The 14,711-nt window shown below is 48.3% G+C and carries 12 protein-coding genes; all 12 read left to right on the top strand.

The window, feature by feature from the left end; genetic code table 11:
* Nucleotide 1 precedes the first annotated feature (1 nt).
* Nucleotides 2-949 carry a methionyl-tRNA formyltransferase gene (gene fmt, locus AC4OGX_RS16295; protein ID WP_493331684.1) on the top strand — a complete coding sequence of 316 codons (948 nt, stop codon included), beginning with the start codon at nt 2-4 and terminating at the stop codon, nt 947-949.
* A gap of 90 nt (nt 950-1,039) precedes the next feature.
* Nucleotides 1,040-1,738 (top strand): zinc metallopeptidase, encoded by a 699-nt coding sequence (locus tag AC4OGX_RS16290; protein WP_493331683.1) that lies wholly within the window; start codon nt 1,040-1,042, stop codon nt 1,736-1,738.
* Between the two features lie 26 nt (nt 1,739-1,764).
* Nucleotides 1,765-3,114, top strand: a complete 1,350-nt coding sequence (gene rsmB, locus AC4OGX_RS16285; protein WP_493331682.1) for a 16S rRNA (cytosine(967)-C(5))-methyltransferase RsmB — start codon at nt 1,765-1,767, stop codon at nt 3,112-3,114.
* A 54-nt stretch (nt 3,115-3,168) separates the two neighbouring features.
* Nucleotides 3,169-4,224, top strand: coding sequence for a dual-specificity RNA methyltransferase RlmN (rlmN, locus tag AC4OGX_RS16280; protein WP_493331681.1), 1,056 nt, complete (start codon nt 3,169-3,171; stop codon nt 4,222-4,224).
* A 65-nt stretch (nt 4,225-4,289) separates the two neighbouring features.
* Nucleotides 4,290-5,033 (top strand): Stp1/IreP family PP2C-type Ser/Thr phosphatase, encoded by a 744-nt coding sequence (locus tag AC4OGX_RS16275; RefSeq protein WP_493331679.1) that lies wholly within the window; start codon nt 4,290-4,292, stop codon nt 5,031-5,033.
* Nucleotides 5,027-7,192, top strand: coding sequence for a Stk1 family PASTA domain-containing Ser/Thr kinase (gene pknB, locus AC4OGX_RS16270; protein WP_493331678.1), 2,166 nt, complete (start codon nt 5,027-5,029; stop codon nt 7,190-7,192). The genes AC4OGX_RS16275 and pknB overlap by 7 nt, the downstream gene beginning before the upstream one ends.
* Nucleotides 7,193-7,195: 3 nt before the next feature.
* Nucleotides 7,196-8,074 carry a ribosome small subunit-dependent GTPase A gene (rsgA, locus tag AC4OGX_RS16265; protein WP_493331677.1) on the top strand — a complete coding sequence of 293 codons (879 nt, stop codon included), beginning with the start codon at nt 7,196-7,198 and terminating at the stop codon, nt 8,072-8,074.
* A gap of 3 nt (nt 8,075-8,077) precedes the next feature.
* Nucleotides 8,078-8,740, top strand: coding sequence for a ribulose-phosphate 3-epimerase (gene rpe / locus AC4OGX_RS16260; protein WP_493331676.1), 663 nt, complete (start codon nt 8,078-8,080; stop codon nt 8,738-8,740).
* Nucleotides 8,733-9,386 (top strand): thiamine diphosphokinase, encoded by a 654-nt coding sequence (locus tag AC4OGX_RS16255; RefSeq protein WP_493331674.1) that lies wholly within the window; start codon nt 8,733-8,735, stop codon nt 9,384-9,386. Before rpe ends, AC4OGX_RS16255 begins: the two co-directional genes overlap by 8 nt.
* Before the next feature lie 71 nt (nt 9,387-9,457).
* A complete protein-coding gene (gene ychF / locus AC4OGX_RS16250; protein ID WP_493331673.1) occupies nt 9,458-10,555 on the top strand; it encodes a redox-regulated ATPase YchF in 1,098 nt (365 codons plus the stop codon).
* A 50-nt stretch (nt 10,556-10,605) separates the two neighbouring features.
* A complete protein-coding gene (lgt, locus tag AC4OGX_RS16245; protein ID WP_493331672.1) occupies nt 10,606-11,556 on the top strand; it encodes a prolipoprotein diacylglyceryl transferase in 951 nt (316 codons plus the stop codon).
* Nucleotides 11,557-11,742: 186 nt separating this feature from the next.
* Nucleotides 11,743-14,711, top strand: a 2,969-nt coding sequence (gene nifJ / locus AC4OGX_RS16240; RefSeq protein ID WP_493331670.1) for a pyruvate:ferredoxin (flavodoxin) oxidoreductase, incomplete at its 3' end; no start/stop codon positions are given.

Below are 14,711 nucleotides of genomic sequence, written 5' to 3'. Positions count from 1 at the left end.
GATGAGAGTCATTTTTATGGGAACCCCTGATTTTGCAGTCGGAACACTGGAAGCACTGGTGGCAGCAGGACACGATGTCTGCCTGGCTGTGACCCAGCCGGATAAGCCAAAGGGCAGAGGAAAAGAGATGCAGTTCACCCCGGTCAAAGAGGCAGCATTGAGGCATGATATCCCTGTATACCAGCCGGTAAAGGTCAGACAGCCGGAGTGTGTGGCCAGGTTAAAGAGTTATCAGGCAGACGTGATCGTTGTCGTAGCCTTCGGCCAGATCCTGCCCAAGGAGATCCTGGACATGACACCGTATGGGTGCATCAATGTCCATGCGTCCCTGCTTCCGAAATACAGAGGGGCTGCACCGATCCAGTGGGCGATCATAAGCGGCGAAGAGGTGACAGGAGTCACAACGATGCAGATGGATGAGGGACTGGACACCGGAGATATGATCTTAAAGACAGAGGTTCCTATCACAAAAGAGGAAACAGGAGAAAGTCTGCATGACAAGCTTGCACAGGCAGGTGCAAAGCTGTGTGTGGAGACATTAGAGGCATTGGAGGACGGCACAGCCGTGTTCGAACATCAGGGGGAGACAACCACCCCTTATGCAAAGATGCTGAATAAGAAAATGGGAGATATTGACTGGAAGCAGTCTGCCATCGAGATCGAGAGACTGGTACGGGGGTTGAATTCCTGGCCAAGTGCTTATACCCACTGGGGAGATAAAGTGCTTAAGATCTGGAGGGCAGAAGCCGTTAAGGATGTGTCCAGAGCAGATGCAAAGGAGCCGGGGACAGTCCTGGAAACGGGGAAGGATTTCTTTCATGTGCAGACCGGAGACGGTGTGCTCAAAGTCAATGAACTGCAGATTCCTGGGAAGAAGAGAATGGAGACAAGTGCATTTCTGAGGGGATATACACTGGAAACAGGCACAGTATTCACAAGCGGCTCTTAACAAGGAGCCGGCACCAGGGAGTTAGACATAAGAGTGTAATGCCCCTTTATCTGCCCGTGGATGTGCCTTACAAAGACAGGAGGGAATCGTATGTTTTTTTATTATGATCCAACATATATACTTGTATTAATAGGGGCGGTCATCTGCCTTGCGGCATCCGGAAGGGTGAGAAGCGTCTTTAACCGCTATTCACAGGTCCGCAGCCATTCGGGCATGACCGGACGCGAGGCGGCGGAGAAGATCCTCAGCGCAAATGGGATCTATGATGTGCGGGTAGAACATGTGTCAGGAAACCTGACGGACCATTATGACCCGCGCAGTAAGGTATTAAGGCTTTCGGATGCGACCTATCAGTCTGCATCTGTAGCAGCCATCGGAGTGGCGGCACATGAGTGCGGCCATGCAGTACAGCATCATATGGGATATGCGCCGTTAAAGATCAGAGGGGCATTAGTCCCTGTTGCAAATCTGGGTTCGATGGCGGCATGGCCGCTGATCATCCTGGGGCTGGTCATCAATAGCCGTTCCTCACTGCTGCTGATCAATCTGGGGATCCTGCTGTTTTCGGCAGCGGTATTATTCCAGATCGTGACCCTTCCGGTAGAGTTCAACGCATCCAAGAGGGCTGTGAGGGTTCTTGAAAATACGGGGATGCTCTATCCGGAGGAAGTCGATGCAACGAAAAAGGTGTTAGGTGCGGCGGCGCTGACCTATGTGGCAAGTGCGGCATCTATGATCTTACAGCTCTTGAGGCTGTTTATACTGACAGGAAATAGAAGAAACGACTAATAAGGGAAATAGATGGAGGATATAACATGACAAAACCGTTAAGTGAGCGGGAGATCGTGCTCGGTATTTTGATGGATGTGACAGAGCATGACATTTACAGCCATATCGCACTTGGGAATGTGCTGGGCAAATATCAGTATCTGGATAAGAAGGAGCGTGCATTTATCACAAGGGTGACAGAGGGGACGCTTGAGCATATGATAGAAATCGATTATATCCTCGATCAGTTTTCCAAGGTAAAGGTAAAAAAGATGAAGCCGGTCATCCGCAATATCCTGCGGTGCTCAGTTTACCAATTGAAATATATGGACAGTGTGCCGGATTCTGCGGTCTGCAATGAGGCGGTCAAGCTGGCGGTAAAGAAAGGCTTTGGTACACTGAAAGGATTTGTAAACGGCGTGCTGCGCAATACGGCACGTAATCTGGACCAGGTGAAATATCCGAGTGAGCAAAAGGCCGCGTTGTCTGTTGCGTATTCTATGCCGGAATGGATCTTAAATCTGTGGCTTGAGGAGTATGACATCAATACGGTGGAGAGGATGCTGGCTGATTTCCAGAAGGAGAAGCCTGTAACGATCCGCTTAAACACAAGCCGGATTCTGCCTGAGGACCTGGAGGCCAGGCTTAGGCAGGAAGGCGTGAAGGCAGTCAGACATCCGTACCTGCCTTATGCATATATGATTACCGGATATGATCATCTGGGAGAGCTGGAAAGCTTTCGGGAAGGACTTTTCGCTGTCCAGGACATCAGCTCCATGCTGGTGGGAGAGATCGCGGATCCGCAGGAAGGAGACGATATCATTGACGTATGTGCGGCTCCGGGAGGCAAGTCCATCCATCTTGCAGACAAGTTAAACGGTACCGGACATGTCAGGGCCCGGGATCTGACAGAGTATAAGGTACAGCTGATCAGGGAGAATATAGACCGGATGCAGTTTAAGAATATTTCTGCGGAGGTGATGGATGCGGCTGTGCCGGATGAAGCTTCCTTTCAGAAAGCCGATATTGTGATCGCAGACCTGCCTTGTTCCGGTCTGGGAGTATTGGGAAGGAAGACGGATCTGAAATATAAGACGACCGCCAGTCAGGCGGAGGAGCTGGTCTTGCTCCAGAGGCAGATCCTGGATGTGGTCTGGCAGTATGTGAAGCCCGGCGGCACATTGATCTATAGCACCTGTACAATCAACAAGGCTGAGAATATAGAGAATGTACACTGGTTTCTGGAGAAGCATCCCAATTTTGCATTGCTGCCTGTCCAAGACAGCCTGTGTGATGAACTGAAAGACAGTGTGACTAAGCAGGGATGCCTGCAGCTCCTGCCGGGAATACATGAGAGTGACGGATTTTTTATTGCGAAGCTTCAGAGGGAAAGATAAAGATCCGGCCAAAGGGCTGGATCCGGGAAAGATAAGGGAAGGGCACTGATTAGAATGAAAAAAGATATTCGTGCATATACATATGAGCAATTACAGAATGAGCTGGAAGATCTTGGGGAGAAGAAATTCCGCGCAAAGCAGGTCTATGAATGGCTTCATGTGAAGCTGGCCGATGGTTTTGATGAGATGACGAATCTTTCAAAGGGGCTTCGGGAAAAGCTGGAGGAAGAGTATGTGATCCTTCCGGTGAAAATGCTGGAAAGACAAGAATCGGCCCTGGATGGAACAAATAAGTTTCTGTTTCAGCTGTATGACGGGAATGTTGTGGAGAGCGTGCTGATGCGGTACAAGCATGGCAATTCGGTCTGTATTTCTTCCCAGGTGGGCTGCCGGATGGGATGCCGCTTCTGTGCATCGACCATCGGAGGCCTGGTCAGAAATCTTTCTCCCTCTGAGATGCTGGGACAGATCTACCAGATCCAGAAGATCATCGGGGAACGGATCTCCAATGTGGTGATCATGGGAACCGGGGAGCCCCTGGACAATTATGACAGCTTCCTGAGGTTTATCAAGCTTTTGACGGATGAACACGGGCTTCATATCAGCCAGAGGAATGTGACGGTATCTACCTGCGGGATCGTCCCGAAAATGAAGGAGCTTGCTAAGGAACAGTTACAGATCACGCTTGCACTCTCGCTTCACGGGGCTACACAGGATAAGCGGAAGGAATTGATGCCTGTGGCAAATAAATATGAACTGCCGGAGGTGTTAGAAGCGTGTGATGCATATTTTCGTGAGACGGGAAGGCGGATCACATTTGAGTACAGCCTCGTCCATGGTGTGAATGACCGTGATGAGGATGCAAAAGAGCTGATATCCATCTTAAAACCGCGCAACTGCCATTTGAACCTGATTCCGGTAAATCCGATAAAAGAGCGTTCATTTGAGCAGCCGAGCAGGAAAAATGCGTTGAATTTCAAAAATAAACTTGAAAAAAGCGGAATAAATGTTACTATAAGAAGGGAAATGGGTGCAGATATCGATGGAGCCTGTGGACAGCTCAGACGACGTTATGTGCAGACAAACGAAACTACTGCTGATATTTCGTGACAGAGGCCCTTTCATGGGATAGACGGTGATGCAGCAGGGTAAGGTGTGAATAAAGGAGATATGCTATGAAGACATTTTCCATTACTGACGTAGGAATGGTTAGACAAGTGAATCAAGATTATGTCTATACGACAGATAATCCATTAGGACCTCTCCCAAACCTGTTTGTGGTTGCTGACGGTATGGGCGGACATCAGGCCGGCGATTATGCTTCAAAATATACAGTAGAAGTTTTACAAAGAGAATTAAAGCAAAGCGGCGAGGAGGACGTGGAGAAAGCGCTTGTTGCCGCGATCAAGACTGCGAACCGGGAGATCATAAAGAAGGCATCACAGGATCCGCACCTAAAAGGTATGGGGACCACAGTCGTGGCCGCCACGATCGTGAATCAGATGATGTACTTTGCGAATGTAGGGGACAGCAGGCTTTATCTGATCAATCAGGGCATTATACAGCTGACCAAAGACCATTCCCTCGTGGAGGAGATGGTACGCCTCGGCGGGATCAAGCCGGAGGAGGCGAAGCACCACCCGGACAAGAATATCATTACCAGGGCGATCGGTGCAAAGGACAGCGTTGAAGTAGATTTTTATGAGCACCGTCTGAAACGGGGAGACATCATTTTGATGTGTACAGACGGACTCAGTAATATGGTAGAGGATGAGGAGCTCTTCCATATCGTGCAGGGAGGCAGGGACATTGTGGAAGCCGCAGAGTCTCTGGTAGAAACAGCAAAAGAAAACGGCGGTACGGATAATATAGGGATTATCCTGGTGGAGCCGTTTGCGGATGAGGTGAGTATATGTTAAAAGAAGGAGTATTTTTAGGGAAACGTTATGAAATTTTAGGGCGCGTCGGTTCAGGGGGGATGGCGGATGTCTATAAGGGCAAGGACCATAAGCTGAACCGCTACGTGGCCATTAAGGTATTGAAGAGTGATTACCGCACGGATGAAGTCTTTATCCAGAAGTTCTTAAGTGAGGCACAGGCAGCAGCGGGCCTGATGCACCCCAACGTGGTCAATGTGTATGATGTGGGGCAGGACCGCGGGCTTTATTATATGGTCATGGAGCTGGTGGAAGGGATCACTTTAAAGGATTATATCGAGAAAAAGGGAAAACTCACCGCAAAAGAGACAATCAGCATTTCTATTCAGATGGTGACTGGTATTCAGGCTGCCCATAACCAGCATATCATTCACCGGGACATCAAACCTCAGAACATCATCATTTCCAAGGAAGGAAAAGTAAAAGTGACCGATTTTGGTATTGCGCGGGCAACGACGTCCACCAAGACCATTAGTTCGAGTGTCATGGGGTCTGTCCACTATACCTCACCGGAGCAGGCGAGAGGCAGTGTGGTGGATGAGAAGAGCGATATCTATTCCGCCGGGATCACCATGTATGAGATGGTGACAGGACATGTGCCGTTTGACGGGGATTCCACGGTGTCTGTTGCGATCAAGCATCTGCAGGAGGAGATCGTATCACCGGCAGTCGAAGTACCGGACATTCCGTACAGCCTGGAACAGATCATTATGAAGTGTACCCAGAAAAATCCGGATCGGAGATATCCGAACTGCCAGGAGCTGATTCTGGATCTAAAGAGATCACTGGTCAGCCCGGAGGGCGATTTTGTGCATTTGTCTCCTTATGCGACCAATATGGATGAGACGGTTATCATGCCGACAGAAGAGATGGAACGGTTTCAGGAACGCGGTTATGATGACGAGGATGATTATGACGACGGCTATGGTTATGATGATGAAGATGATTATGACGATGGTTATGAAGATGACGATTATGACGCAGAGGATGACTATGCGGATGATGATTACGACTATGATGATGACGATGGGGATTATGACGGAGACTATGATGATGACTACCCAAATGGGCGAAGAAAGAGTGGCGATGTAGATCCAAATACAAAGAAGATCATGAAGATATTGATGATCGTTGCTGCCGTCATCATTGCATTTATCGTTCTTTTTATGGTTGGAAAGGCTGCCGGTCTGTTTAAAAAAGGACCGGAGGTCACAACGACACAGACAGAAACCAAGGTCAAAGTACCGGATGTAATAGGGATGACTAAGGAAGAAGCTATAGAGGTCTTAAACAAGAAGAAGCTTGGCATAAAGGTAGTTGACCAGAAGACATCAGACACATATGAGAAAGGCCTGATCATCAGTCAGGACCCGGGAGAGGATACAAAAGTCAATAAGAATACTGAGATCAAGGTTGTGATCAGTAAAGGAAAAGAGGAGAAGGAAACTACCGTACCAAATGTTGTAGGGTTGTCTGAGAATGAAGCACAGCAGACGCTGGAAGATAAGACTCTGGTAGTGGACTTTAAATCAGAATATAGTGATACCGTTGCAGAAGGAACCGTTATTTCCACCGATCCAAGTGCCGGTGCTACTGTAAAAGAAGGCTCAAAGGTGACCATGGTGGTCAGCCAGGGCGCGGAGAAGGTGTCTGTTCCGTCGATCACAGGCTTAAGCCAGGGGGATGCCGATGCAGCTCTTGTCGGAGCCGGATTAAAGAGCGGAAATGTGACAGAGGAATACAGCGATGACCAGGAGGCCGGAACGGTGATCTCTCAGAAGACCGCGGAAGGCAAGAAGGTGAAAAAAGGAACCGCTGTTGATTATGTAGTTAGTAAAGGTCCCGAGATTGAGATGGTGAAGGTACCGCGGCTTAACGGATACTCAGAGGCAGAGGCAACACAGAGGCTGATAGATGCAGGACTGCAGGTCGGAAATATATCTTATGAATACAACAGTGTGATGGCGGGGTATGTGATTTCCCAGTCTGCTTCTGTGGGAAGTGAGATGGAGAAGGGGTCTTATGTAGACTTTGTTGTAAGTAAAGGGCCCGAACCTGTAACACCGCCGGCTCCTGAGGTACCGGATGGCGAAGGAAGTGATCCGGGAACTGATCCCGGGAATAGTACAGAAGGTCAATAATTTATGCAGGGAAAGATTATAAAAGGAATTGCCGGATTCTACTACGTTCATGTAGTAGAATCCGGTGTTTATGAGTGTAAGGCAAAAGGGGTGTTCCGCAAGGAAAAGATCAAGCCTCTTGTCGGTGATAATGTAGAGATCGAGGTGCTGGATGAGACGGAGAAGACAGGGAATATAATCGAAATATTCTCAAGGAAGAATGAGCTGATCCGTCCGGCAGTGGCAAATATCGATCAGGCGCTGGTCGTATTTGCGGTGACAGAACCGGAACCGCATTTCAATCTTCTGGACCGGTTTCTGGTCATGATGGAGACGAAGGAGATCCCGGTCATACTATGTTTTAATAAAAAAGATATTGCAACGAAACCGGAGCTTGCAAAGCTGGAGGAGATCTACAGAGCCTGCGGCTATAAAGTGGTCTTTACCAGTGCCTTAAAACAGGAAAATGTGGAGTGCATTAAAGGCCTGCTTGCGGGTAAGACGACAGCGATCGCAGGCCCGTCAGGTGTGGGAAAGTCCTCCCTGATCAATCTGCTCCAATCAGAGGTAGAGATGGAGACCGGGAGCATCAGTAAGAAGATCGCCAGGGGGAAGCATACGACCAGACATTCCGAACTGATCACAATAGATGAGGATTCCTACATCATGGATACTCCGGGATTCAGTTCTCTTTACGTCAATGATTTTGACAAAGGGGAATTGAAATACTATTTCCGTGAGTTTGCCCCTTACGAGGGGAAATGCAGGTTCAATGGGTGTGATCATGTCCATGAGCCTGGCTGCGCGGTTAAGGAAGCGCTGGAAGAAGGAAAGATCCACCCGGTAAGATATGAGGATTACCTGGAGATGTACCGGGAATTACAGGAAAAGAAGAGGTATTAGGTTATGAAAAGAATTTTAGCACCATCCATATTATCAGCAGATTTTAAAGTGTTAGGTGAGCAGATTTGTACGACATCCGAAAATGGGGCCGAGTATCTCCATTTTGATGTGATGGACGGGATGTTCGTGCCGAGTATTTCCTTTGGGATGCCTGTCCTGAAATCGATCCAGGGAGTCAGCCCGCAGGTGATGGATGTTCACCTGATGGTGACAGATCCGATCCGTTATGTAGAAGCATTTCATGAGGCAGGTGCAGATTTCCTGACCGTTCATCTGGAAGCGTGTGAAGACATTCAGGCTGTGCTGGATAAGATCCACGCATGCGGCATGAAGGCAGGTGTGTCGATCAAGCCGGCGACACCAGTGGAGGAGCTGCTTCCGATCCTGGATGAGGTGGAAATGTTCCTGATCATGAGCGTAGAACCTGGGTTCGGCGGACAGGCATTTATACCGGAATCTTTGGATAAGATCAGGACGCTGCGTGGACTGCTCAATGAGAAGGGCCTGGATGCCAATATTGAAGTGGACGGAGGCATTTATCACAGTAATGTCAGAGAAGTGCTGGATGCAGGCGCGAATGTGATCGTGGCAGGCTCTGCTGTGTTTAAGGGCAGTATCGATGATAATGTAAAGGGATTTATGGAGATTTTTAAAGAATATGAGTAGGCGGACAGTCATAGTCAGCGGCGGGCTTTTGGAAGAGGAGTTTGCCCTGGATATATTAAAGGATGAAGAAACAGAATTTATTATCGGTGTGGACAGAGGGCTTATCTTCCTGCATGAGCATGGGATCCTGCCGGATTATATCGTAGGCGATTTTGACAGTGCACCAGAGGATGTGATCACGTATTATAAAGAAGAGACGAAAGTCCCGATCAGGGAATTTAATCCGGTCAAGGATGCGTCTGATACGGAGATCGCACTTCGTCTATGTCTGGATCTGCGCAGGCAGAATATCCTGATCCTGGGAGGGACCGGGACAAGGATGGACCATGCATGGGCAAATGTACAGAGCTTAAAGATTGCCCTGGATGCGGGGGCGGATGCCAGGATCGTGGACAGGCATAACCAGATCCGTCTTCTGGACCAGGATTTCGTGCTGAAAAAGGAGGAGGCCTTTGGCCCTTATTTTTCCGTTTTTCCGCTGAACGGGACCGTGGAGAACTTTAGCTTAAAGGGGGCAAAGTATCCGTTAAATTATCATGCACTCACCCCGTTTGACAGTCTGTGTGTGAGCAACGAGATCGAAGGGGATGAAGTGGAGATCACGTTCCCCTATGGGATCGTGGTGCTGATGGAGACGCGGGACTAGGGCAGTAATAGCAAAGAATCTTGTAATTTTGTTAATAAATAATGTTGGAAATATAAGGAGAATCAGAGGTTATGAAATTAGGAATCGTTGGACTCCCCAATGTGGGAAAAAGTACACTGTTTAATTCACTGACAAAGGCAGGTGCAGAATCTGCGAACTACCCATTCTGTACGATCGACCCGAATGTGGGTGTTGTTACCGTGCCTGACAAGCGTCTGGATGTCTTAGGAGAGATGTATCACACCAAGAAGATCGTTCCGGCGGCAATTGAATTTGTGGATATTGCGGGTCTGGTAAAGGGCGCGTCCAAGGGAGAGGGCCTGGGCAACCAGTTTCTTGCAAATATCCGTGAAGTGGATGCGATCGTGCATGTTGTGAGATGTTTTGAGGACAGTAACATTGTCCATGTAGATGGAAATATCGATCCGCTGCGCGACATCGAGACAATTAATCTGGAACTTATTTTCTCTGACCTGGAGATCCTGGAGAGAAGGATCGCTAAGACTACGAAGGTGGCAAGGAACGATAAAACAGCGGCGAAGGAGCTTGCTCTTCTGGAGCGTATCAAAGCACATCTGGAAGAGAATAAGATGGCAAAGAGCTTTACCACGGATGATGAGGATGAACAGGGATGGCTTTTGAGCTACAACCTGCTGACCTATAAGCCGGTCATCTTTGCGGCGAATGTGACCGAGGATGACCTGGGGGATGACGGCGCATCGAATGCGGGTGTGCAGGCTGTGCGTGAGTATGCGGCACAGGAGGACTGTGAGGTATTCGTTGTATGTGCTCAGATCGAGCAGGAGATCGCAGAACTCGATGACGAAGAGAAAAAGATGTTTTTGGAAGATTTAGGTTTAGAAGAGTCAGGATTGGAAAAACTGATAAAGGCAAGCTATCACCTTCTCGGCCTGATCAGCTACCTGACAGCCGGAGAGCCGGAGGTGCGTGCATGGACCATCACAAGAGGAACCAAGGCACCGCAGGCAGCAGGCAAGATCCATACAGATTTCGAACGCGGGTTCATCCGCGCGGAGGTGGTCAGCTACGATGACCTGATGGCGTGCGGCACACATGCAGCGGCAAAAGAGAAAGGGCTTGTCAGACTGGAAGGGAAAGACTACGTGGTTCAGGACGGAGATATCATACTGTTCCGCTTTAACGTATAAAAGGGGTCTGACCCTTTTGAAATTCGATCCGATTGGAAGGAGCATGCAGTATGCATTATGATATTAATTTCCCGCATCTGGGCATTCATCTGGAGCATGTGGGAAAATCGGTCTCGGTCTTTGGATTTGAGATCGCTTACTATGGAATCATCATCGGGACAGCTATCCTGCTCGGGTTCTTGATTGCAGCGTCTGAGGCGAAGCGCACACGGCAGAACCCTGAGGACTATCTGGATATGGGGATCATCGGAGTGATCTGCGGGATCGCCGGGGCCAGGCTCTATTATGTGGCCTTTTCCTGGGATATGTATAAGGATAATCTTTTGGAAATCCTGAATCTGCGGGAGGGCGGTCTTGGAATATACGGCGGTGTCATAGCGGCAGTGATCACGGTCATTATATGTGCCAGAGTGAAGCACCTGAATGCACCGCAGATATTCGATACCATTGCGATGGCGCTTGTGAACGGGCAGATGCTGGGACGCTGGGGAAATTTCTTTAACAGAGAGGCATTCGGAGAGTATACGGATGGGCTGTTTGCGATGCAGCTGCCGCTCGATGCAGTCAGAAGCGGTGATGTGACGGAAATGATGCGTAAGCATATCCAGGTGATCGACGGGGTCAGCTATATCCAGGTGCACCCGACTTTCTTGTACGAGTCCCTTTGGTGCGCTGCGGTCTTTCTGATTCTGTTTGTTTACAGAAAACATAAAAAATATGAAGGAGAGCTGTTCCTTCTGTATCTGTTTGGATATGGGCTGGGCAGGGCCTGGATCGAAGGACTGAGAACGGATCAGCTTCTGATACCGGGAATCGGCCTGCCTGTATCACAGGTATTAGCAGGTGTGATCGTCGTAGTAACAGGCGTGATGCTGCTTTACCTCAGGAAGAACCATAAAAGAATGCCCTTTTTGACAGCCAGCGGCAGGGTCTATGAGCCGATGCCTGATAAGCCGGTGGGAAAGAAGCGTCCGAGAGGGAAGGACAGGCTTTTTAAGTAAGCAAAAAGCAGAGTGAATAATAAGGAGAGAAAACGTTCTGGTCCGGCAGCGTTTTCTCTTTTTATGTACGGGAAAATAAACAAAAAAGTGTCACCCCCTCTATAGACTTTTGGACTTTTTGGCGATATAATTAAAACACATGTGAAAAAATTAATTTTACAATGTAATTTTAAGGAGGAACAAAAAATGGCAAGAAAAATGAAGACCATGGATGGTAACCAGGCAGCAGCTCATGTTTCCTATGCGTATACAGAAGTTGCAGCAATTTACCCAATTACACCGTCATCCGTTATGCCAGAACATATCGATGAATGGGCTACCGAGGGCAGAGAGAACATTTTCGGACAAACTGTACAGGTAACAGAGATGCAGTCCGAAGCAGGTGCAGCCGGAGCTGTGCATGGATCCTTAGCAGCCGGAGCTTTGACCACTACATTTACAGCATCACAGGGATTATTGCTGATGATTCCTAACTTATATAAAGTAGCAGGTGAACAATTACCAGGTGTATTTAACGTATCCGCACGTGCGATCGCAAGTCACGCACTGTCAATTTTCGGTGATCACTCTGACGTTTATGCATGCCGCCAGACAGGTGCTGCTATGCTTTGCGAATCCAGTGTTCAGGAAGTTATGGACTTGACAGCAGTTGCTCACTGTGCAGCACTGGAAGGAAAGATTCCATTTATCAACTTCTTCGACGGATTCAGAACATCTCATGAGATCCAGAAGATCGAGACATGGGATTACGAAGACCTGAAAGACTTAGTGAACATGGACGCTATCGATGAGTTCCGTGCACACGCACTGAACCCGAACCACCCATGCCACAGAGGTTCTGCTCAGAACCCTGACATCTTCTTCCAGGCAAGAGAGGCATGTAACCCATATTACGATGCTCTTCCGGGAATCGTTCAGAATTACATGGACAAGGTGAACGCTAAGATCGGTACAGATTACAAGCTGTTTAACTACTATGGAGCAGAGGACGCAGAGAGCGTAATCGTTGCTATGGGATCTGCTTGTGATACGATCGAAGAGACCATCGATTACATGCTCGCAGCAGGAGAAAAAGTCGGAGTTGTTAAGGTTCGCCTTTACAGACCATTCTGTGCAGAAGCACTGATCAATGCAATTCCTGACACAGTAAAGAGAATCTCCGTACTTGACAGAACAAAAGAGCCGGGAGCTCTTGGAGAGCCATTATACCTGGACGTTGTTGCTGCACTGAAAGGTTCTAAGTTCGATGCAGTTCCTGTATTCACAGGACGTTACGGATTAGGTTCCAAGGATACAACACCGGCTCAGATCGTTGCTGTATTCCACAACACAGAGAAACAGAAATTCACGATCGGTATCAACGATGATGTGACTAATCTGTCTCTGGATGCAGGCGCTCCGCTTGTTACAACTCCGGAAGGAACGATCAACTGTAAGTTCTGGGGACTTGGAGCTGACGGTACTGTTGGAGCGAACAAGAACTCCATCAAGATCATTGGTGACAACACAGACATGTACGCTCAGGCTTACTTTGACTATGACTCCAAGAAGTCCGGCGGTGTGACAATGTCTCACTTACGTTTTGGTAAGAAGCCGATCAAATCCACATACCTGATCAGACAGGCTAACTTTGTAGCATGCCACAACCCATCTTATATTGACAAATATAACATGGTTCAGGAGCTGGTTGACGGAGGAACATTCCTTCTGAACTGCCCATGGGATGCAGAAAGCCTTGAGAAACACTTACCAGGACAGGTAAAAGCATATATCGCAGACCACAACATTAAGTTCTACACGATCGATGGTATCAAGATCGGTAAAGAGATCGGACTTGGCGGACGTATCAATACAGTTCTTCAGTCAGCATTCTTCAAACTGGCAGCTATCATTCCGGAAGAAGAAGCAATCGACCTGATGAAGAAAGCAGCTAAGGCTACTTACGGAAGAAAAGGTGACAAGATCGTACAGATGAACTACGATGCAATCGATGCCGGTGCTAAGCAGGTTGTAGAAGTAGCTGTACCAGAGAGCTGGAAGAGCGCTCCGGACGAAGGCCTTACAACACCGCACGTTGATGAGAGCGGAAGAAAAGATGTTGTAGATTTCGTTAAGAACATCCAGGCTAAGGTAAATGCTCAGGAAGGAAATTCACTTCCGGTATCTGCATTCAAAGAATATGTTGATGGTTCTACACCATCCGGTACATCTGCATACGAGAAACGTGGTATCGCAGTTGATATCCCGGTTTGGAAGCCAGAGAACTGTATCCAGTGTAACCGCTGTGCATATGTATGTCCGCACGCAGTTATCCGTCCGATTGCTCTGACAGAAGAGGATATGGCAAAGGCTCCGGAAGGACTTACTACACTTGATATGACAGGTATGCCGGGAATGAAGTTTGCAATCACTGTATCAGCTTATGACTGTACAGGATGTGGATCATGTGCGAATGTCTGCCCAGGTAAGAAGGGTGAGAAAGCACTTGTTATGGAGAACATGGAAGCAAACGCAGGCGCTCAGGATTACTTTGACTTTGGTACAGAGATTCCGGTGAAGCCAGAAGTTGTTGCTAAGTTCAAAGAGACAACCGTTAAGGGAAGCCAGTTCAAACAGCCGCTGCTTGAGTTCTCAGGAGCATGTGCAGGATGTGGTGAGACACCTTACGCTAAATTGATCACACAGTTATTCGGTGAGAGAATGTATATTGCAAACGCAACAGGATGCTCCTCTATCTGGGGTAACTCTTCACCGTCTACACCATACACAGTAACACCAGAAGGCAAAGGACCGGCATGGTGCAACTCTCTGTTCGAAGATAACGCAGAGTTCGGATATGGAATGCTGCTTGCTCAGAACACTATCAGAGAGAGACTGAAAGGCGAAGTTGAAGCGCTTGCTGAGACAGCTGAGAATGCAGACGTAAAAGCTGCTGCACAGGAATACCTGGATACTTTCTCATGCGGAGCTACCAACGGAACAGCTACAGACAAATTAGTGAAAGCTCTGGAAGCATGCGGATGTGACAGAGCAGAAAAAGTTGACTTACTGAAGAACAAAGACTTCCTCGCTAAGAAGTCACAGTGGATCTTCGGTGGTGACGGATGGGCTTACGATATCGGATTCGGCGGTGTTGACCACGTATTAGCAAGTGG

It is taken from the genome of Faecalicatena sp., assembly GCF_058819085.1.
Note: the sequence above shows the minus strand (reverse complement) of the source record. Positions and strands in the feature narration are given on the sequence as shown.